This window comes from Vogesella facilis (assembly GCF_042648525.1).
In the GTDB taxonomy this organism is placed as follows: Bacteria; Pseudomonadota; Gammaproteobacteria; order Burkholderiales; family Chromobacteriaceae; genus Vogesella; species Vogesella facilis.
Map to the genome: position 1 here is coordinate 40,381 of NZ_JBHRXN010000010.1, position 19,446 is coordinate 59,826.

Genomic DNA, 19,446 nt, shown 5'->3' on the forward strand with positions numbered 1-19,446 from the left:
GCAAAAAACGACAAACACTTTGACGTTTACGTTTACGTCAATTAATGTCCGCAGCAGCCGACGCGCAGACGTCACGCCACCTATAAAGACAGAGAGCTAGCCAGATCGGGACCGCTCACAAGGCCCACCCGACCCGTTGCCACAAGCACAAACATGGAGGAGAAACCATGTCGATTCGCCACGTCGAACTGGAAGACAAATACACCGCCGCCACCGGCGAGGTGTTGCTCAACGGCATCCAGGCGCTGGTGCGCCTGCCGATGATGCAGCAGGAGCGCGACCGCGCCGCCGGCCTGAACACCGCCGGCTACGTTACCGGCTACCGCGGCTCGCCGCTGGGCAACGTCGACCAGAACATGCAGAAGGCGGAAAAGCACCTGACGGCGCACAACGTGGTGTTCCACCCGGGCCTGAACGAGGACCTGGCCGCCACCGCGGTGTGGGGCACGCAGCAGGTGAACATGTTCGACGGCGCCAAGTACGACGGCGTGTACGCCATGTGGTACGGCAAGGGCCCGGGCGTGGACCGCTCCGGCGACGTGATCAAGCACGGCAACGTGGCCGGCACCAGCAAGCACGGCGGCGTGCTGCTGATCTGCGGCGACGACCACGCCGCCAAATCCTCCACTTTCCCGCACCAGTCCGACCACATCCTGGCCGCCAGCATGATTCCGGTGCTGTCGCCGTCCGGGGTGCAGGAGGTGATCGATCTCGGCCTGCACGGCTGGGCGATGAGCCGTTATTCCGGTTGCTGGGTGTCGATCAAGGCGATTACCGACACCATCGAAAGCTCGGCGGTGGTGGATATCAGCCCGCAACGGGTGCAGCCGGTGATTCCGGACGACTTCCCGCTGCCGGAAGACGGCTTGTCAATCCGCTGGCCGGACACCCCGCTGGCGCAGGAAAAGCGCGTGCTGCACCACCGCCTGTACGCGGCGCTGGCCTATGCGCGCGTCAACAAGCTCAACCACATCACGCTGGATTCGCCCAAGCCGCGCCTGGGCATCATCACCTGTGGCAAATCGTACCTGGACGTGATGCAGGCGCTGGACGACCTGGGCATCGACGAAGCTTTGGCCGCCGACATCGGCCTGCGCATCTTCAAGGTGGGCATGGTGTGGCCGCTGGAGCCGGAAGGTGTGCGCCACTTTGCCGAAGGGCTGGACGAGATCCTGGTGGTGGAAGAAAAACGCCAGATCATCGAGTACCAGCTGAAGGAGCAGCTGTACAACTGGCGCGACGACGTGCGCCCGCGCGTGGTGGGCAAGTTCGCCGAAAAAGGCGAATGGGCGCTGCCGCACGGCGACTGGCTGCTGCCAGCCGCCGGCGAGCTGACCCCGGCGATGATCGCCCGCGCCATCGCCAAGCGGCTGGCCAATATCTACGACAGCCCGGTGATCCACGACCGGCTGAAGTTCTACGAAGAGAAAGAAGCGCAGCTGGTGCAGCCGCGCGAAGCGATCAACCGCATCCCGCATTACTGCTCCGGCTGTCCGCACAACACCAGCACCAAGGTGCCGGAAGGCAGCCGCGCGGTGGCCGGCATCGGCTGCCACTACATGGCGCACTGGATCGAGGGCGACAGCACCAAGACCTTCACCCAGATGGGCGGCGAAGGCATCACCTGGCTGGGCCAGGCGCCGTTCACCACCACCAAGCACATCTTCACCAACCTCGGTGACGGCACCTACTTCCACTCCGGCCTGCTGGCGATCCGCGCCGCGGTGGCCGGAAAAGTAAATATTACTTACAAGATCCTGTACAACGACGCGGTGGCGATGACCGGCGGCCAGCATGTCGACGGCTACCTGGACGTGCCGATGATCACCCGCCAGGTGGCGGCCGAGGGCGTGAGCCGCATCGTGATCACCAGCGACGACCCGGACAAGTACCGCACCGCGCACGGCCTGCAGGAAGGGCTGGCACCGGGGGTGGAAGTGTTCCACCGCCGCGAGCTGGACCGCATCCAGCGCGAGTTGCGCGACATCGAGGGCGTCACCATTCTGATCCACGACCAGACCTGTGCCGCCGAGAAGCGCCGCCGCCGCAAGCGCGGTGAATTCCCGGACCCGGATCGCCGCGTGTTCATCAACGAGCGGGTGTGCGAAGGCTGCGGCGACTGCAGCAAGAAATCCGGCTGCCTGTCGGTGCTGCCGGTGGAAACCGCGCTCGGCCGCAAGCGCAAGATCGACCAGAGCAGCTGCAACAAGGACTTCAGCTGCGTGGAAGGCTTCTGCCCCAGCTTCGTGTCGGTGTCCGGCGCCAAGCTGAAGAAATCCGGCAGCGGCAAGAGTAGCCTGGACGGCATGGGCACGCTGCCGATGCCGCAGCTGCCGGCTTCGCACGAGCCGTACGGCATCATGGTCACCGGCATCGGTGGTACCGGCGTGGTCACCATCGGCCAGGTGCTGGGCATGGCCGCCCACCTCGACAACAAGGGCGTGACGGTACTGGACATGGCCGGCCTGGCGCAGAAAGGCGGCTCGGTGTGGTCGCACGTGCGCATCGCCGACAGCCAGGAAAAACTGCACGCGGTGCGTATCGCCGCCGGCGATGCCAACCTGGTGCTGGGTTGCGATCTGGTGGTGACCGCGGCGGAAGAAGCGGTCGCCAAGATGCGCGAAGGCTTCAGCCACGTGGTGGTGAACAGCTACGAATCGCCGACCAGCGCCTTCCTGAAGAACCCGGATGCGCGCTTCCCGGCGCGGGCGATGAAGGACGCCATCATCGAATCGGTGGGTGCGGCCAACTATGCCGAGGTCAACGCCACCCGCATCGCCACCGCGCTGTCCGGTGACGCTATCGCTGCCAACATGTTCATGCTCGGCTATGCCTGGCAGCAGGGCCTGGTGCCGGTATCGCTGGAAGCCATCATGCACGCCATTGAGCTGAACGGCGCCGCTGTGAAGTTCAACCAGGACGCCTTTACCTGGGGCCGTCATGCTGCGCACGACCTGCTCAAGGTGGAGACGCTGGTGGCACCGTCGGCGGTGGTGCAATTCGTTCCACGTGAAACCGTGGACGGCGTGCTGCATCACCGCAGCAAGGAACTGCTGGCCTACCAGAACGACAAGCTGGCGGCGCGTTACAAGGCGCTGGTGGCAACCGTGCAGGCGGCCGAGGAACAGGCCAAGCCCGGCAGCAGCGCGCTGGCGCTGGCGGTGGCGAAGAACTACTACCACCTGCTGGCCTACAAGGACGAGTACGAAGTGGCGCGGCTGTACAGCGACGGCGAGTTCCAGCGCGAGCTGGCGGCGCAGTTCGACGGCGAGCTGAAGCTGACCTTCCATTTCGGCGCCAGCTGGATGACCGGCCACCAGCCGAAGAAGATCAACCTCGGCCCGTGGGCACTGAAGGCGATGGGTATCATCGCCCGCTGCAAGGGCCTGCGCGGCACCGCGCTGGACCCGTTCGGCTGGCAGGCCGACCGCAAGCTGGAGCGCGCGCTGATCGGCGAGTTCGAGCAGCTGGTGGCCGAGCTGAGCGGCAAGCTGACTGCGGCCAACCTGGCCACCGCCACCGAGATGATCAAGCAGTACGAAGGCGTTCGCGGCTTCGGCCACGTCAAGGATGCCGGCCTGAAACAGGCACGGCAGAAACTGGCGGAGCTGCGCAAGGGGTTCGATGCGCCGCCGACCACCCGCAAGGGCGCGGCAGCGTAACGGGCATTGTTAGAGGGTGTTGAGCGGGCCAGCTGGCCCGCTTTTTTTATGCCCGCGGCGGCTGGCCGCCACCGCACGCCGGGCACCGCGCGGCAAGTGCGGCAAAGGTGTGCTGGATCAAGGTTTTGGCCGATATATCGTTTTACGATATATTTGAGTAGCGGCCGTGGCCGGCTGCCAGACCAAGAAGGAGCACATCATGACGCCACGCATTCGCCTGCTGGCCGCTGCCGACTACCGCCAGCGCGCCGACAATGTTTTTCTGGTCACCGCCAGCTGGCCGGTGGGGCTGCCGCGGCGCAGCATCACCCGCGCGCACTGGCTGCCGCGGCTGGCGCCGGCCGAGGGGCTGATGACCTGGCTGCAGCGCGACGTTGGCCGCTGGCCGTATTTCTGCGACAGCTACTGGGCCGATCTGGCCGCCAACCCGGCGCGCTGGCAGCCGCTGCTGCAGGCGGCGCAGCAATACGGCGAGCTGGTGTTGCTGCACGATACCTCGGCCGACGACCCCAACCCGGCGCAGGCGCTGGCCGAGTTCCTGGCCGCGCGGCTGGCGGCGCAGCAATGGCAGGCCGCTGGCAGCTTGCGCGCCTCGCCGGTGTGCTACGCCGAGCAGTTTGACTAGGTCGAGCGGCATGGCGAAGTGTGATACGGTGGCGCTCTTTGCCCGCCGCCACTGCGCCATGACCCAGCCTGCCCCGCTCAGCAAGGACGATTTCCAGCGACTCGCCGACTTCCGCTACCGGCTGCGGCGCTTTCTGCGTTTCAGCGAGGAAATGGCGCAGGAGCACGGCCTGACCCCGCAGCAGTACCAGGTGCTGCTGCAGCTGCGCGGCTACCCCGGCCGCGACTGGGCGACGGTGGCGGAACTGGCGGAACGGCTGCAGACCCAGCACCACAGCGTGGTGGGGCTGGTCAGCCGCTGCGAGACGCTGGGCCTGGTGCAGCGCACGCCGGGGCGCGACGACAAGCGCTGCGTGGAAGTCAGCCTGCTGCCGCGCGGCGAGCAGCTGGTGGAAGAAATGGCGCGCGCGCACCGCGACGAGCTGCTGGCGCTGCGCCAGCTCGGCGGTTTCGCCTCGCTGGAAATGCTGTTGCAGGCCACGCCGGACAACGATCCGGCGATCTGAAAGCTGCGGCCAACGTTGGCCGCAGCACGGTGGTTGAGCGGACGGCGCTGCCGCTCGCCGCGGGCGAAGATGCCGGGCCGGGGTGGCCGGCCGGTAGTGTGTAGGGATGGTTCGGAGCCGCGTCGCATCTGCGCTGACGCCGCCCGGCGCGGCGCTCAGCCGGGAAACAGGCTCAGGCGGCGGGCATCGTCCACCGCCTTCTCCATATTGTGGCTTTCGTCCTGCCACACCCACACCTTGTGCAGCGGATCGAACGCCTCCACCAGCCACAGGCCGCCGTGCTTGTCCTGCGCCACCAGCCGCGCGCGTGTCGGGCGCTGGTAGTTGAACATCACCGCTTCGCTGGTGCTGGCGGGCTTGGGTTTGGCAAAGTGGGCGAACATGGCGAGCTCCTGCGCGGTATCTGCTGCTGGTGTTGCAAAAGCCGTGCCTGCGGCAAGGCCGCCGGCACGTGCGGTGGCGGCCTGCCGCTGGTGCAGGCATGCGTCGTGGCGAGGCAGGCCGCACCGGCTTGGCGCAGCCGGCTTGTATTTGTATCGTAACGCGATATATTTACAGTACCACCTGCCGCTTGCCGGGCCTCCGCCCAGGGAGTACTGCCATGACCCCGCTTACCCCGCTCCGCATGTTGCTGTCGTCCCACCACGGCTGGGACGAACTGGCCAACCGCCACCCGGATATCGTGCACAGCTTTGTGCGGGTGGTGCTGCCCGCCTCCACCCTCGCCGCCGCCATGCTGCTGTATGCCGGCCACGTCAACGGCGCCCGCTATGCGGCCAACCTGTCGCTGCTGAACTGGGACGTGATGGTGGCGCTGTTCTGGCTGGCCTGCTGGGGCAGCGTGCACCTGATGGCCGGCTTTATCCGCCAGGCGGTGCATACCGCCGCGCGTCCGCCGTATGCCGACTGCTACCGCCTGGCCGGCCTGGCGGCGCTGCCGATCTGGCTGTCGTCGCTGACCCTGCTGCTGCCGTGGCCGCTGTTCAATGCCGCCATCGGCGTGCTGGGACTGCTGGCTTCCGGCCTGCTGCTGTACCACGGCCTGGACGCGCTGTTCGAGCACGACGACTCGGTGCGTACCGAGGCGCTGGCTTACACCGTGTTCAGCGTCGGCGCGCTGTTGTGGAGCGTGCTGGTGGCGCTGATCCTGCTGCCGTTGCTGTAGCGCGGCCGGGCGGGCAAAAAAAGACGCCAGCGACACTGCGGGCAGTGTGCTGGCGGGTGAGAAGTACAACATCGCTTGTACCGGGAGTACTCGGTTCTGGTGCGGCGCTACTGCGCCGCACCGGTGTCGAAGCTTGGCCGCAGCGTGCTAGCTGGCTTCCACCAGGCGCTGGCGACGCTTCAGCAGCGGCGGCACCACCAGGATGGCAACCGTCACCAGCAGGATGGCCAGCGAGATCGGATGGGTCAGGAACACCGTCAGGTCGCCCTGGTGGATGGACATGGCGCGGCGGAAGTGTTTTTCCGCCATCGGGCCGACGATCAGCCCCACCACCAGCGGCACCACCGGGAAGTCGTAGCGACGCATCAGGAAGCCGACCACGCCGACGATGTACAGCAGCATCAGGTCGAACCAGCTCTGGCGCAGCGCGTAGGCACCCATGGTGGCCAGCAGCACGATGCCACCGTACAGCAGCGGGCGCGGCACCTTCAGGAACTGCACCCACAGCCCCACCAGCGGCAGGTTCAGCACCAGCAGCATCACGTTGCCGATGTACAGCGAGGCGATCAGGCCCCACACCAGCTCCGGGTTGGTATCGAACAGCAGCGGGCCGGGCACGATGTTGTACTGCTGGAACGCCGACAGCATGATCGCCGCGGTGGCCGAGGTCGGGATGCCCAGCGTCAGCAGCGGTACCAGCGTGCCGGTGACGGCGGCGTTGTTGGCCGCTTCCGGGCCGGCCACGCCTTCGATGGCGCCCTTGCCGAATTCCTTCTGCGCCTCCGGGCTGGCCAGCTTGCGCTCGGCCGAGTAGGACAGGAAGGTCGGCATTTCGGTGCCGCCGGCCGGCAGGGTGCCGAACGGGAAGCCGATCAGCGTGCCGCGCAGCCACGGTTTCCACGAACGGCGCCAGTCGGACTTGTTCATCCAGAAGCTGCCGCTCATGGTTTCCAGCCCGGCTTTCATCTTGTTCTCGTAGGTGGCGGTGTACAGCGTCTCGCCGATGGCGAACAGGCCCATGGCGATCACCACGATGTCGATGCCGTCGATCAGCGGCAGCAGGCCGAAGGTGAAGCGGCTCTGGCCGGATTGCGGCTCGATGCCGATCAGGCCGATGCCCAGCCCCAGCAGCAGCGCGATGGCGCCCTTCAGCGGCGAGTTGCCCAGCACCGCGGACACCGCGGCGAAGGTCAGCATCATCAGCGAGAAGGTTTCCACCGGCCCCAGCTGCAGCGCGAAGCCGGCGATCACCGGCGCCAGCAGCGACAGCAGGATGGTGGACACGGTGCCGGCGAAGAACGAGCCAATGGCGGCGGTGGACAGCGCCGGGCCGGCGCGGCCGGCCTTGGCCATCTTGTTGCCTTCCAGCGCCGAGACGATGGAGCCGGCTTCACCCGGGGTGTTCAGCAGGATGGAGGTGGTGGAGCCGCCGAACATGGCGCCGTAGTACACCCCGGCCAGCATGATCAGCGCACCGGTTGGGTCTACGCTTTGCGTCACCGGCAGCAGCAGCGCCACGGTCACCGCCGGGCCGATGCCCGGCAACACGCCGATGGCGGTGCCGAGGGTACAGCCGATCAGCGCCCACAGCAGGTTGGCCGGCGTCAGCGCGGTGGCAAAGCCCAGACTGAACAGGGCATTCAAGGATTCCATTTACAGTACTCCTCCCGGCAGCAGGGCGGGCAGGTTCAGCCCCAGCCACTTGAACAGGTGAAACAGGCCGAGGGCCAGCGCAAACGACAGCACCAGATCCAGCGCCGGGCGGCGGGTTTCCAGCGCGCGGCAGATGCCGAAGCACAGCAGGGTGCCGGCCAGGGTGAAGCCGATCATGCCGATCAGCGCCATATGCGCGATCAGCGTGCCGCTGGCAATGGCGAACATGCGCCAGTCGGCCTCGCCGCGTTGTTCGGCTTCTTCCGCTTCCAGTTGCTCCGCATCGTCCTCCCCGTTACTGATCACCGTGTCCGGCCCGTTACGGTGGCGACGCTGCATCAGCAACGCGCCACCGGCAACGATAAGACCGGTAACAATCAGGGTGGGGAAGAAGCGCGGACCGATACCGGCATAGCCGGAATCATTCGGGATATCACCGATCTGCCAGGCCATGAAGATGCCCAGCATGATCACCCCGATGGCGAGCCACTGCTCGCCGGATACGCGCTTGATCATGGCTTAGTTACCCAGCTTCAGTTTCTTCACGGTGGCAGCGGTGCGCTTCACGTCTTCGTCCAGGAAAGCCTTGAAGCTGTCGCCGGTCTGCAGCATGTCCAGCCATTCCATCTTCTCGGCCTTGGTTTTCCAGGCCGGCGACTTCACTGCGCCTTCCACTGCCTTGATCAGCGCGGCCTTCTGCGCGGCGTTGATGCCCGGGGCGCCGAACACACCGCGCCAGTTGTACACCACCACGTCGGTGCCCTGCTCACGCAGCGTCGGCACCGGGATGTCCGGGTTGCGGGTGGCGGCGGAGATGCCCAGCGCGCGCACCTTGCCGGCCTTGATCAGGTCGGCCAGTTCACCGTAGCCGCTGATGTAGGCGGAGATCTGGTTGCCGAGGATGGCAGCCTTGCCCTCGCCACCGCCGGCGAACGGGATGTAGTTCAGCTTGTCCGGATCGACGCCGGCTTTTTCCGACATCAGGCTGGCCATGATGTGGTCGATGCCGCCGGCGGAGCCGCCGCCGATGCTGACACTACCCGGGTTGGCCTTGTAGGCGGCCATCAGGTCCTTGATCGATTTCAGCGGCGAGGCGGTCGGCACCACGATGACGTTGAACTCGCCCATCAGGCGCGCAATCGGCGTCACCATGCCGAAGTTCACCGGCGACTTGTTGGTTTCCAGCGCGCCCACGGTCACGGCACCGGCTACCAGCAGCGCGTTGGGGTTGCCCTTCTCGTTGTTGACGAACTGCGCCATGCCGATGGCACCACCAGCACCGGCCTTGTTCTCTACCACCACGCTCTTGGCGTAGCCGCTGGCCTGCAGCGCCTCGCCCATGGTACGGGCCACGGTGTCAAAGCCGCCGCCCGGGTTGGCCGGGGCCATGATCTTGAACTGGTCCACCTGGGCGTGGGCGGCAAACGGCGCCATGGCGATCAGGCAGGATGCAATCAGTGCTTTCAGTTTCATGTGTCTCTCCTGTGGTACTGCGAGTGTTGCGGTTGTGTTTGCCCTCTCTCGGGGCGGTATTGCAGCCGGTATCGCTTACCGGTCTGCGAATCTCTGTTACGGCTGCAGCGCCGCCGGCAGCTGCTCGCGCCAGCGCTTCAAAAACAGACTGCGCTTGGCGCTGTCCAGGTACACCAGCAGGCCGCTGCCGACCTGGATCGGCCGCAGCTTGGCGGCCTCGCGCGTCAGGTCGATATTGCCCAGCCGCCGCGGCAGATCGTCGCGTATCGGCGGCAGGCCGCTGCCTTGCGCCAGCACCTGCTGCCCGTCGCGCGACAACACGAAATCCATCCACAGCTTGGCCGCTGCCGGGTGCTGCGCCGCCTTGTGGATCAGCTGCAGGCGGCTGACCACCAGCGTGTAATCCTGCGGCAGCAGCCAGCCCACCTGCGGGTGCTGGCGGGCAAAGCTCCACGCGTACGGCCCCAGCACGTTGTAGGCGATGTCGGCCTCGCCGCGCTGCAGGCGCTTGAGCAGGGTCAGGCTGTTGCCGTCCTGGTAGCGCATGCTGCGGCCCAGCACCGCCGCCAGATCCCAGAACTCCGGGTTGTGCCGCGAGTCCTGGCTGAAAAAGAAGTAGCCGGCGCCGGAGCTTTCCACGTCGTAGCTGGCCACCCGCCAGTTGCCGGCGCGCAGTACCCGCCGCAGCGCGGTATGGCTGTCCGGCATGTCGCGCTCGGCGATGCGCTGGCGGTTGTAGGCCAGCACGATCGGCTCGAAGGTGGTGCCGTACACTTCGTCGCGCCACGACGCCCAGCCGGGCAGCGCCGCCTTCTGCGGCGAGCTGTAGCGCAGCGCCAGGCCCTCGTTCACCAGCTTGATCTGCAGGTCCATCGCCGAACTCCACAGCACGTCGCCGTGCTGCGTGCCGGACAGTGCGCGGCGGTAGATCTCGGCGCCGGACAGATCGCGGTACTCCATCTGCAGGTAGGGGTAGCGCTGCTGGAAGGCTCGCAGCAGCGGCGCCACCTGTTCCCGGTCGGTGGTGGAATCCACCACCAGCGCGCCTTCGCGGCGGGCGGTTTCTTCCAGCGCACTGCGCGGTGCGTCACCGGCCAGCGCCGGGCTGGCGGCCAACAGCAACAGCAGCGCGCGTAAACTGTTCATGCTTTTTTCCTTCTGCTTGGGGCTAGTCTGGCAAGGCAAGCTTTCATTTCCCTTTCATTGCCGTAATGTTGCACTGCACAGGTGCAAGAAAGCCGCACAGCTGTGGTGCGCCGGGCGGCAGGCCGCGGCGCGGGTGATACGATAAAAAAAGCGCCCTCCCCGCCAGCGGCCCCGACAGCAGGGCCGCAGCGCCACGGGCGCCACCACACACAACAACAAGAGACCGAGACCATGAGACTGTTGCTGGTCGAAGACAACCCCGACATCGCGCTGTGGCTGCAAAAAGCGCTGTCGGCATCCGGCCACGCGGTGGATGTCGCCGCCGACGGCGTGCAGGCCGACCAACTGCTGAGCTACGAGCCGTACGCGCTGGTGATCCTCGACATCGGCCTGCCGCGCATGGACGGCTTCGAGGTGCTCAAGCGCCTGCGCCGGCGCGGCAACAAGGTGCCGGTGCTGGTGCTGACCGCGCAGACCGGGGTGGACGCGCGCGTGCACGGCCTCGATCTGGGCGCCGACGACTACCTGGGCAAGCCGTTCGAACTGGCCGAGCTGGAGGCGCGGGTGCGCGCGTTGCTGCGCCGCTCGCAAGGCAAGGAAGACGGCGCGCTGCAGTGCGGCGAGCTGAGCTTCGAGCCGGCCAGCAAGCGCTACAGCGTGCGCGGCCAACCTTTGGCGCTGACACCGCGCGAAATGGCGGTGCTGGAAGTGCTGCTCTATCGCCAGGGCAAGCCGGTGAGCAAGGAGGCGCTGGCCGAGCAGGTGGTGCGGCTGGACCAAGATCTGAGCCCGGACGCGATGGAAATCTACGTGCACCGGCTGCGCAAGAAACTGGCCGACAGCGGCGTGGTGATCCTCACCCTGCGCGGGCTGGGCTATATGCTGGACGTGGCCACATGAGGCGCTCGCTGCGCCGCGAGCTGGTGCAGTGGGTGGTGATCCCGCTGCTGCCGCTGGCCGCCGCCACCGCCTGGCTGGCGCAGGACAACGCGCGCGAGGCGGCCAACGCCGCCTTCGACCGCACCTTGCAGGCCTCGGCGCGCAGCATCGCCGAGCGCATCACGCTGCAGAACGGCGAACTGGTGGTGGACCTGCCGGTGGCGGCGCTGGAAATGTTCGACCCGCACTTCCAGGACCGGGTGTTCTACCGCATCGGCTTTGCCGGCGGCTCCACCATCACCGGCGACGCCGAGCTGCCGCTGCCGGCGCAGCTGCCGGCGGCGGGCGAGGTGCGCTTCTACGATGCCGCCTTCCGCGACGAGGCGATCCGCAGCGTGGTGCTGGCGCTGCCGCTGTACTACGGCGGCGGCCAGCGCCTGCTGCTGGTGCAGGTGGGCGAAACCACCCTGTCGCGCCAGGCGCTGGCGCGGCGGCTGTTCCGCGAGCTGCTGGCGCAGCAGTGGCTGATCGGCGCGGTGGCGGCGCTGCTGGTGGCGGTGGGCATCAACCGCGCGCTGCGGCCGCTGCAGCGGGTGCGCAGCATCCTGCGCGAACGCGCCGGCGACCCGTCGCTGCAGCTGGATGTCGGCAGCGTGCAGCGCGAGCTGCAGCCGCTGGTGACCGCGCTCAACACCGCGCTGTCGGAGCTGGAACAGCAGCTGGCGGTGCAGCAGCGCTTCGTCGCCGATGCCGCGCACCAGCTGCGTACGCCGCTGACCTTGCTGAAAACCCAGGCCGAAGTGACGCTGCGCATGGCCGATCCTGCCGAGCAGCGCGCCGGGCTGGCGGCGCTGGTGCGTGCCACCGACCAGGTGATCCGCCTCGCCAACCAGCTGCTGGCGCTGTCGCGCGCCGAGCCGGGGCCGAACCGCCAGGACACCCGCGAGCTGGACCTGGCCGAGCTGGCGCGCACGGTGACGCTGGATTTCGTCACCGTGGCGCTGGGCAAGGCGCTGGACCTGGGCTACGAGGGCGACGAGCACGCCCGGCTGTGCGGCCAACCTTTGCTGCTGCGCGAGATGCTGTCCAACCTGGTGGACAACGCGGTGCGCTACACCCCGCCGGGCGGCGAGATCACCGTGTCGGCCTACGGCCGCGGCGACGAGGTGGAGCTGTGCGTGGCCGACAGCGGCCCGGGCATTCCGCTGGAAGAGCGCGCGCTGGTGTTCGAGCGCTTCTACCGCGGTCAGCAGGCCGGCGGCGATGGCTGCGGCCTCGGCCTCGCCATCGTGCGCGAGATCGTGCGCGGCCACGGCGGGCAGATCCGGCTGGAGGGCGGCAGCGGCGGCGGCCTGCGCATCGTCATCCGCCTGCCGCGCCAGGCGGTGGCGGCCGGCGCCCCCGGCCGCTGATGGCGGCAAGGTTGGCCGCGGCCGACTACACGCGGATCACCTCGCCCTTCAGCGCGTACAGAATCGCCACCACCTCGTTGCGGCTGTCGTCGTCCACGCCGTGTTTGTGCAGCGCCGCCACGATGTCGTCCATCACCGCCAGGTATTCCTGCTCGCTGATATTCATGCCCTGGTGCGCGCTGCGCATGTCCTTGCCCTGGTAGCTCTGCGGCCCGCCGCTGCCCATGCAGAAGAACTGGAACGCCATCTCTTTCAGGTGCGGCAGATCCTTGACGTGGCGGAAGCGCACATTCACCACCGGGTTCACCAGGTGGTTGGCGACCACATCGTCGACGATGCGGCGGATGCCGTCGGCGGCGCCGAGGCGTTCATACAGGCTGGACATGGCAGACTCCCGAGCAGAAGGCACGCCGCAGGCAGCGGCCATCGGCGCGTCGGGATGCGGCAGCAAGGACGGCCCGGCGGAGGGCCGGGCCGGCTAGTCTTACCTTAGTCCACGCTGGCGGGGAGTCAATGGCGGTGAGGCCGCCATGCAAAACGCCACCGCAAGCGGTGGCGTGGCAGGCAGGACAAGCTTGGCCGCTTAGCGCGCGTCCACCACGATGCTCTTGCTGAACACCTTCTCGCAGTACTTGCACTTCATCTTGGTGTCGTGCTCGGTGACGCGCACGCGGAAGTGGCTTTTTACCGGCTCCACGTGCGACACGCAGTTGGAGTTGGGGCAGGCAAAGATGCCGGTGACTTCGTCCGGGATCGCCAGCTTCTGCTTGCGCACCACTTCGAAATCCTCGATCACGCTGACGGTGCACTTGGGCGCCAGCAGCGCCAGCTCGTTGGCCTGCTCCTCGCTCAGTACCAGGTTTTCCACCTTGATCAGGTCTTTGCTGCCCATGTGGCCGCTGGACAGGTTCAGGCCGACGGTGACGCGTTCGCCGTATTCGGTGAGCTTGAACAGGTGCAGGATGCGCAGGCCCATGCCGGCCGGCACGTGGTCGATCACGGTGCCGTTCTTCAGGGCCTCGACGTTGCGGGCGTAGACTTTTTCGCTCATGGCTTTTCCTTTCACACCGTTTCGTTCAGTACCAGCGACAGCAGCGCCTGGCGCGCGAACACGCCGTTTTTCGCCTGTTCGAAATAGTAGGCGTGCGGGGTGCTGTCGACATCGGGGGTGATCTCGTCCACCCGCGGCAGCGGGTGCAGGATCTTCATGTTCGGGCGCGCATGGCGCAGCATGTCGGCGCGCAGCACGAACTGGCCCTGGATCTTCTTGTACTCGGCCTCGTCGAAGCGCTCGCGCTGCACCCGGGTCATGTACAGGATGTCGATGTGCGGGATCACCTCTTCGATGGTGGCGGCGATGGTGTAGCTGATGCCGCGTTCGTCCAGCTCCTCGCACAGGTAGTCCGGCATCGCCAGCGCCTCCGGGCCGACGAAGTAGAACTTGGCGCCGAACAGCGACAGCGCCTGCGCCAGCGAGTGCACGGTGCGGCCGTATTTCAGGTCGCCGATGAAGGCCACGGTGAGGTTGTCCAGCCGGCCCTGGGTCTCGCGCAGGGTGAACAGGTCGAGCAGGGTCTGCGACGGGTGCTGGTTGGCGCCGTCGCCGCCGTTGATGATCGGCACGGCGGAGAACTCGCTGGCCACGCGCGCGGCGCCTTCCTTCGGGTGGCGCATCACGATGGCGTCGGTGTAGCTGCTGATGATGCGCACGGTGTCGGCCAGCGTTTCACCCTTCTTGGTGGAGGTGCTGGCGGCGTCGGAAAAGCCGATCACGTTGCCGCCCAGGCGCTGCACTGCGGTTTCGAACGACAGCCGGGTGCGGGTGGACGGCTCGAAGAAGCAGGTGGCGATCAGGCGGTCCTTGAGCAGGTCGGCGCGCGGGCTGGCTTTCAGGCGCGCGGCGGTTTCCACCACCAGTTCCAGTTCTTCGCGGCTGAAGTCCGGAATGGAAATGATGTGCTTGCGGTAAAGCGGATTGGCCATGGGATATCGCTCCGGCAATGATGAAACTTAAAAAAAAGCGCCTGAACGGCTCAGGCGCTTTTTTCACAAGAACGGCAAGACCAGGCCACGCCTCGGCCGCGCTTGGCAACGCCGGCGGCGCGTGCGGCGGCGCACGGGGCTGGCTGGCAAGGGGTGGCGGTCATGGGCGGTCTCGCGAACAAAATCGCGGGATTATACGAAATTCGCCCGCCGCGCGGTAGGCCGCGGCGGTGGCTGCGGCCAACGTTGGCCGCAAAAAAAAAACGCCACCGGGCGGTGGCGTGGCGGGCCGGCGGCGCGGCGCGCTTACAGCCGGAAGTTGCCGACCAGGCTTTCCAGGTTGGCCGCCAGCTCGCGCAGCTGCTCCACTTCGCCGCGCACTTCGCTGGCGATGTGGCTGTTGCTCTGCGCCATGCTGCTGATGCGCTCCACGTTCTGCGCGATCTCGGTGGCGGCGCTGGACTGCTCGCGGGTGGAGGCGGCGATGTCGCCGATGCCCAGCACCAGTTCGCTGCTCTTGTCGCGCACCTGCTGCATCGCCTGGTTGGCCTCCTCGGCAATGCCGACGCTCACCGCCACCAGCGCGCTGGACTGCTGCACATTGCTCACCGCCTCGCCGGTTTCGCTGCCGATGGCGTTGACGATGCGGCTGATCTGCACCGTGGCCTCGGCGGTGCGGCTGGCAAGGTTGCGCACCTCGTCGGCCACCACCGCGAAGCCGCGGCCCATCTCGCCGGCGCGCGCCGCCTCGATGGAGGCGTTCAGCGCCAGCAGGTTGGTCTGGTCGGCGATGTCCTTGATCACGTTGACGATGGTGGTGACTTCGCTGGAGCGCTCGCCCAGCGCCTCCATGCGGGTGGCCAGCGCCTGCATGCTGCTGGTCATGCGGGTGATCTCGGCGGTGACCTTCTCCACCGTGGCCACGCTCTGCTCGGTGAGGCTGCCGGTGGCGCGCGCGGCGGCTTCGGCATCCTGCGCGGTGTTGGCGATGTGGTGCACGCTGACGGTGACCTGCTCCACGCCGGCGGCGGTGGCGCTGGCGGCATCCGACTGCTGCGCCGACGCCTGCTCCACCTGCACCGCGGATTCGGCCAGCTGGCCGGCGGTGCGGCTCACCGCCAGGCTCTGTTCGCGCACCTCGACGAACATGTCGCGCAGGCTGTCGATGAACTGGTTGAAGGCGCTGGCGGTGCGGCCGATCTCGTCGCGATTGGCCACCTGGATGCGCACCGTCAGGTCGCCCTTGCCGGACGCCAGCTGTTCCATGGTGCCGGCCAGGGTGTTCAGCGGCCGGGTCAGCGCGCGCACCACGGTGGTGAGCACCAGCAGGATGATCACCAGCGCCACCACGCCGATGATGATCGCCATATTGCGCTGGCTGGCGGCATCGCTGGTAATGGCGGCGGTGGGAATGGACACGCCGGCGGACCAGAACTGGCCGGTGTCGCCGACGCGGATCGGGTAGTAGAAATGGGTGAAGCCGCCGTCCTCGTAGAAGAAGCTGTCACCCTTCTTGATCTTGTCGAGGTTGGCCGCCAGCGGGTCGTCTTTGGCGATCGGCTTGCCCACCTGGGCGGCATCCGGGTTCACCACGTACAGGCCGCCCTCGGACACCATGCGCACGTAGCCGGTGTCGTACAGCTTGACGCTGCCGTAGCGCTTTTGCAGGTCGTCCAGCGCCAGGTCGGCGGCCGCCAGGCCGGCAAACTTGCCGCTGGCGTCCTTGATCGCCACCGCCAGCGAGCTTTCCAGCACCTTCTTGCCCTGCACTTCGTAGAAGAACGGCTCGGTGATGGTGTCGCGGTTGCGGCTCTTCGGCACGAAGTAGAAATCGCCCCAGCCGGCCTTCTCGTAGTCCGGCACGTACTCGGCCGGCTTGTCTTTCCACTCGGCGAATTTCTCCACCCGGTCGGACGACATCATCACGTCCTGCTGCGCCTTGCCGTCGGCGCCGCGGGTGATGTACGGGGTGTAGCGCCCGGTCGGGTCGTGGCGCGGCCAGTCGAGGCGGAATTGCTCGTCCTTGCCGTCCAGCGCGTTCGGTTCGTACAGCATCCACATGCCGATCGCCTGTTTTTCGCTGTCCAGGATATTCAGCAGCATGGTGTCCACCACCTTGCGGTCCACCGCGCCGGCGCGCTGCAGGCCGGCCACGCTTTCGGCCAGCAGCCGCGGAATGGCGAAGCCGCGCGCCAGGTCACCGGTGACCGAATCGGCAAAGCGGCCGGCCTGTTCCGAGGCCAGCTTGTAACCCTGCGCTTCGGCGGCGTTGTAACTTTGCCGCGCGATCAGCGCGATCATGCTGGCAAAGCCGATGGCGATGGCGATGCCGGCCACCAGAATGATGCGGTTGCTGAGGTGTCCCCACCTTGCGCTTTGTGCCATGACTGGCTCCCCGGAGTGACGTTTGTCTGATTTTGTGCCGGCCTGCGGCCGTTTTGCGCGGTATTTTCAACAGAACCTTACTGCTTAGCCGACACATTGAATAGTCCCGTCTCGCCGCCGGCGGCTGCCGCAGCGACCACGGCGCTGGCCGTCGCCCGCCGCTACCGGCAATGACGTTGTGCTCGCGGCAGGCGGGCGCTGGCTGTCCGCCATCATGCGTATTTACTTTTTCCCGGATTGAGGACTCGCCGTTTTTCGCGACGTATCATGATTTATATCCAAGGCATTGCGCCGTGCTGCGGCGACGAGTGGTGATTCCATGATCAAGTGCATAGGCGTGTCTGAGCTCAAGGTCGGCATGTTTATCGAGGACCTGAACTGCGACTGGTCGGCGCACCCGTTTTTCCGCAAGAGCTTCCTGCTCAAAAGCGAGCAGGAAATCGAGAAAATCCTCGCCGCCGGCATTCACGAGGTGTACATCGATACCGGCAAGGGGCTGGACGTGAAGCACGCGCGCACCGCGGATGAGGTGCGGGTAACGCTGGAACAGGAAATGATCGAGGTCGCCAGCCAGCAGCCTGCCATCACGCTGCAGGTGTCCATTGCCGACGAAATGGCGCGGGCGGCGCGCATCAAGAACCAGGCGCATGCGCTGGTCAAGACGGTGATGCAGGACGTGCGGCTGGGCAAGGCGGTGGAGCTGGAGCTGGTCGATCCGATGATCGAGAGCATCACCGAGTCGGTGCTGCGCAATGGCGGCGCGCTGCTGACGCTGCTGCGCATCAAGCACAAGGACGACTACACCTTCCTGCATTCGGTGAGCGTCGGCACGCTGATGATCGCCTTCTGCCGCTCGGTGGGGCTGGATCGCGACACCATCCACCTGGCCGGCATGGGCGGCCTGCTGCACGACACCGGCAAGGCGCTGGTGCCGGATGCAGTGCTGAACAAGCCGGGGCGGCTGACGGATGAAGAGTTCGACATCATCAAGCGCCACCCGCGCGACGGCTTCGACATCCTGTGCCGCACCGACGGCATCGGCGAAATCCCGCTGGACATCACCCTGCACCACCACGAGCGGGTGGATGGCAGCGGCTACCCGCACAATCTCAAGGGCGACACCATCAGTACGCTGGCGAAGATGGCGGCCATCGTCGACGTGTACGACGCCATCACCGCCGACCGCTGCTACCACAAGGGCATGGCGGCCACCGACGCGCTGCGCAAGATCTACGAGTGGTCGAAATACCACTTCGACCCCACGCTGGTGCAGGCTTTCATGCGCTGCGTCGGCATCTACCCGGTGGGCACGCTGGTGCGGCTGGAATCCGGCAAGCTGGGGGTGGTGGTGGCGCAGAACGAAGGCAGCCTGCTGCAGCCCAGGATCAAGACCTTCTTCAGCGCCAAGAGCGGTGTCTACCTGACGCCGGAAATCGTCGACCTGGCCAAGCCGCTGGGCTTTGGCGGCGGCGACAAGATCGTCAGCCACGAAGACCCGGACAAGTGGCAGCTCAACCCGCTGCGTTTCATGTGAAACCGCCTGACGCGTGACAAAAAACTGCGGCCAACCTGTGACAGGTTGGCCGCATTGCCGTGCGCGGGCGGTGTTTACAGCCGGACCAGCTCGCGGTCATTGCCGCCGCGGCGCTTGGCGCAATACATGGCGGCGTCGGCGTGCTGTAGCAGTTCCGCCGGCATGGCGCTGCCGGTGCTGAACATGGCGATGCCGATCGACACCCCGAGCTGGTTGGGCGTCGGCAGGCCGTCCAGCGGCAGGCTCAGCGCGGCGATGATCTTGCTGGCCACCGCGCGCGCGCCGCTGTCGTTGCTGTTTTCCAGCAGGATGGCGAACTCGTCGCCACCGACGCGCACCAGCAGATCGTTGTTGCGCACCGCGCTGCGCAGCCGCTGCGCCACCAGGCTCAGCACGCGGTCGCCGATCACGTGGCCGTGCACGTCGTTGATCGGCTTGAACTGGTCGAGGTCGGCGAACAGCAGCGCGCAGTGACGCGACACGCGGTCGCGCGCCAGCGCTTCCAGTTTCAGTTCCAGGAAGCGGCGGTTGGACAGGTTGGTCAGCGGGTCGCGGTGCGCCAGCTCGGTCAGCTGGCCCTGCAGCAGCTGCAGGCGCTGCTCTTCCTGCTTGCGGGCGGTCACGTCGTGGTGGGTTTCCAGCAACGCTTCCAGCCGGCCGTCTTCGCCGAACAGCGGCGCGGCGGTCACCTCGATAAAGCGCTCGTTGCCGTGCGCATCGCGGCGGCAATGCTCCAGCGTCACTGGCTGGCCGCTGTCGCGGGCCAGCTGGAACGGACAGGGCTGCTCGCCGTGACAGGGGCGGTCGCTGGCGAGGGTGTAGTGATGGCAGCTGACCGCCGCCAGCGGCTCGCCAAACTGCTGGCGGGCGGCGGCATTGGCGTATTCCACCTGGCCATCCGGGCGGAACAGCATCACCGGCTGCGGCAGGATATCCAGGATCTGCTGCAGCCGGCGGGCCGCCGGGCTGTCGATGGCGCCAGCGTGCGTCAGGGTGGATTCGGGATGCGTCATGGCGGTCAGGA

General features: G+C 66.8%; 17 protein-coding genes. 7 read left to right on the plus strand and 10 right to left on the minus strand.

Annotated elements, in window-relative coordinates; genetic code table 11:
• Window positions 1–167 precede the first annotated feature (167 nt).
• The 3 genes from ACFOLG_RS04285 (at window position 168) to ACFOLG_RS04295 (ending at window position 4,792) form a co-directional block, all read left to right on the plus strand.
• A complete protein-coding gene (locus ACFOLG_RS04285; RefSeq protein ID WP_386088760.1) occupies window positions 168–3,662 on the plus strand; it encodes an indolepyruvate ferredoxin oxidoreductase family protein in 3,495 nt (1,164 codons plus the stop codon).
• Between the two features lie 199 nt (window positions 3,663–3,861).
• Window positions 3,862–4,287, plus strand: a complete 426-nt coding sequence (locus tag ACFOLG_RS04290) for a DUF488 domain-containing protein (RefSeq protein WP_386088763.1) — start codon at window positions 3,862–3,864, stop codon at window positions 4,285–4,287.
• Between the two features lie 10 nt (window positions 4,288–4,297).
• Window positions 4,298–4,792: a MarR family winged helix-turn-helix transcriptional regulator gene (locus ACFOLG_RS04295; RefSeq protein WP_386088766.1), complete on the plus strand. Its 495-nt coding sequence runs from the start codon at window positions 4,298–4,300 to the stop codon at window positions 4,790–4,792.
• Between the two features lie 155 nt (window positions 4,793–4,947).
• On the opposite strand, the gene ACFOLG_RS04300 is transcribed toward ACFOLG_RS04295, so the two are convergent.
• Window positions 4,948–5,175 (minus strand): hypothetical protein, encoded by a 228-nt coding sequence (locus ACFOLG_RS04300; protein ID WP_386088769.1) that lies wholly within the window; start codon window positions 5,173–5,175, stop codon window positions 4,948–4,950.
• A 218-nt stretch (window positions 5,176–5,393) separates the two neighbouring features.
• Between ACFOLG_RS04300 and ACFOLG_RS04305 the strand changes: the two genes are divergently transcribed.
• A complete protein-coding gene (locus ACFOLG_RS04305) occupies window positions 5,394–5,957 on the plus strand; it encodes a YIP1 family protein (protein ID WP_386088772.1) in 564 nt (187 codons plus the stop codon).
• 147 nt (window positions 5,958–6,104) lie between these two features.
• On the opposite strand, the gene ACFOLG_RS04310 is transcribed toward ACFOLG_RS04305, so the two are convergent.
• The 4 genes from ACFOLG_RS04310 to ACFOLG_RS04325 all read right to left on the minus strand — a co-directional run bounded on the left by ACFOLG_RS04310 (window position 6,105) and on the right by ACFOLG_RS04325 (window position 10,229).
• Window positions 6,105–7,610: a tripartite tricarboxylate transporter permease gene (locus ACFOLG_RS04310; protein WP_386088774.1), complete on the minus strand. Its 1,506-nt coding sequence runs from the start codon at window positions 7,608–7,610 to the stop codon at window positions 6,105–6,107.
• Window positions 7,611–8,126: a tripartite tricarboxylate transporter TctB family protein gene (locus ACFOLG_RS04315; RefSeq protein ID WP_386088776.1), complete on the minus strand. Its 516-nt coding sequence runs from the start codon at window positions 8,124–8,126 to the stop codon at window positions 7,611–7,613.
• Window positions 8,127–8,129: 3 nt separating this feature from the next.
• Window positions 8,130–9,083, minus strand: a complete 954-nt coding sequence (locus tag ACFOLG_RS04320; protein ID WP_386088779.1) for a Bug family tripartite tricarboxylate transporter substrate binding protein — start codon at window positions 9,081–9,083, stop codon at window positions 8,130–8,132.
• A 96-nt stretch (window positions 9,084–9,179) separates the two neighbouring features.
• Window positions 9,180–10,229 (minus strand): ABC transporter substrate-binding protein, encoded by a 1,050-nt coding sequence (locus ACFOLG_RS04325; RefSeq protein ID WP_386088781.1) that lies wholly within the window; start codon window positions 10,227–10,229, stop codon window positions 9,180–9,182.
• Between the two features lie 231 nt (window positions 10,230–10,460).
• On the opposite strand from ACFOLG_RS04325, the gene ACFOLG_RS04330 reads away from it, so the two are divergent.
• Complete coding sequence (locus ACFOLG_RS04330) at window positions 10,461–11,129, plus strand: response regulator (protein WP_386088784.1); 669 nt, start codon at window positions 10,461–10,463, stop codon at window positions 11,127–11,129.
• On the plus strand, window positions 11,126–12,520 hold the full coding sequence (locus tag ACFOLG_RS04335) for a sensor histidine kinase (protein ID WP_386088786.1): 1,395 nt from the start codon (window positions 11,126–11,128) through the stop codon (window positions 12,518–12,520). The genes ACFOLG_RS04330 and ACFOLG_RS04335 overlap by 4 nt, the downstream gene beginning before the upstream one ends.
• A 25-nt stretch (window positions 12,521–12,545) precedes the next feature.
• On the opposite strand, the gene ACFOLG_RS04340 is transcribed toward ACFOLG_RS04335, so the two are convergent.
• From ACFOLG_RS04340 to ACFOLG_RS04355, 4 genes are all read right to left on the minus strand, one after another.
• Window positions 12,546–12,905: a group I truncated hemoglobin gene (locus tag ACFOLG_RS04340; RefSeq protein WP_386088787.1), complete on the minus strand. Its 360-nt coding sequence runs from the start codon at window positions 12,903–12,905 to the stop codon at window positions 12,546–12,548.
• Window positions 12,906–13,103: 198 nt separating this feature from the next.
• Window positions 13,104–13,571 carry an aspartate carbamoyltransferase regulatory subunit gene (pyrI, locus tag ACFOLG_RS04345; RefSeq protein WP_349584887.1) on the minus strand — a complete coding sequence of 156 codons (468 nt, stop codon included), beginning with the start codon at window positions 13,569–13,571 and terminating at the stop codon, window positions 13,104–13,106.
• Window positions 13,572–13,582: 11 nt separating this feature from the next.
• Complete coding sequence (gene pyrB, locus ACFOLG_RS04350) at window positions 13,583–14,503, minus strand: aspartate carbamoyltransferase (protein ID WP_386088788.1); 921 nt, start codon at window positions 14,501–14,503, stop codon at window positions 13,583–13,585.
• Window positions 14,504–14,809: 306 nt separating this feature from the next.
• A complete protein-coding gene (locus ACFOLG_RS04355; protein WP_386088790.1) occupies window positions 14,810–16,888 on the minus strand; it encodes a methyl-accepting chemotaxis protein in 2,079 nt (692 codons plus the stop codon).
• A gap of 319 nt (window positions 16,889–17,207) precedes the next feature.
• Between ACFOLG_RS04355 and ACFOLG_RS04360 the strand changes: the two genes are divergently transcribed.
• Window positions 17,208–18,422, plus strand: a complete 1,215-nt coding sequence (locus tag ACFOLG_RS04360) for an HD-GYP domain-containing protein (RefSeq protein WP_386088792.1) — start codon at window positions 17,208–17,210, stop codon at window positions 18,420–18,422.
• A 74-nt stretch (window positions 18,423–18,496) separates the two neighbouring features.
• Here ACFOLG_RS04360 and ACFOLG_RS04365 read toward each other — a convergent pair whose 3' ends face one another.
• Window positions 18,497–19,435, minus strand: coding sequence for a sensor domain-containing diguanylate cyclase (locus ACFOLG_RS04365; protein WP_386088795.1), 939 nt, complete (start codon window positions 19,433–19,435; stop codon window positions 18,497–18,499).
• Window positions 19,436–19,446 lie beyond the last annotated feature (11 nt).

Coding starts and splice junctions, on each gene's coding strand:
- ACFOLG_RS04285 (WP_386088760.1), top strand. CDS start 168: ATGTCGATTCGCCACGTCGAACTGGAAGACAAATACACCGCCGCCACC.
- ACFOLG_RS04290 (WP_386088763.1), top strand. CDS start 3,862: ATGACGCCACGCATTCGCCTGCTGGCCGCTGCCGACTACCGCCAGCGC.
- ACFOLG_RS04295 (WP_386088766.1), top strand. CDS start 4,298: ATGGCGAAGTGTGATACGGTGGCGCTCTTTGCCCGCCGCCACTGCGCC.
- ACFOLG_RS04300 (WP_386088769.1), bottom strand. CDS start 5,175: ATGTTCGCCCACTTTGCCAAACCCAAGCCCGCCAGCACCAGCGAAGCG.
- ACFOLG_RS04305 (WP_386088772.1), top strand. CDS start 5,394: ATGACCCCGCTTACCCCGCTCCGCATGTTGCTGTCGTCCCACCACGGC.
- ACFOLG_RS04310 (WP_386088774.1), bottom strand. CDS start 7,610: ATGGAATCCTTGAATGCCCTGTTCAGTCTGGGCTTTGCCACCGCGCTG.
- ACFOLG_RS04315 (WP_386088776.1), bottom strand. CDS start 8,126: ATGATCAAGCGCGTATCCGGCGAGCAGTGGCTCGCCATCGGGGTGATC.
- ACFOLG_RS04320 (WP_386088779.1), bottom strand. CDS start 9,083: ATGAAACTGAAAGCACTGATTGCATCCTGCCTGATCGCCATGGCGCCG.
- ACFOLG_RS04325 (WP_386088781.1), bottom strand. CDS start 10,229: ATGAACAGTTTACGCGCGCTGCTGTTGCTGTTGGCCGCCAGCCCGGCG.
- ACFOLG_RS04330 (WP_386088784.1), top strand. CDS start 10,461: ATGAGACTGTTGCTGGTCGAAGACAACCCCGACATCGCGCTGTGGCTG.
- ACFOLG_RS04335 (WP_386088786.1), top strand. CDS start 11,126: ATGAGGCGCTCGCTGCGCCGCGAGCTGGTGCAGTGGGTGGTGATCCCG.
- ACFOLG_RS04340 (WP_386088787.1), bottom strand. CDS start 12,905: ATGTCCAGCCTGTATGAACGCCTCGGCGCCGCCGACGGCATCCGCCGC.
- pyrI (WP_349584887.1), bottom strand. CDS start 13,571: ATGAGCGAAAAAGTCTACGCCCGCAACGTCGAGGCCCTGAAGAACGGC.
- pyrB (WP_386088788.1), bottom strand. CDS start 14,503: ATGGCCAATCCGCTTTACCGCAAGCACATCATTTCCATTCCGGACTTC.
- ACFOLG_RS04355 (WP_386088790.1), bottom strand. CDS start 16,888: ATGGCACAAAGCGCAAGGTGGGGACACCTCAGCAACCGCATCATTCTG.
- ACFOLG_RS04360 (WP_386088792.1), top strand. CDS start 17,208: ATGATCAAGTGCATAGGCGTGTCTGAGCTCAAGGTCGGCATGTTTATC.
- ACFOLG_RS04365 (WP_386088795.1), bottom strand. CDS start 19,435: ATGACGCATCCCGAATCCACCCTGACGCACGCTGGCGCCATCGACAGC.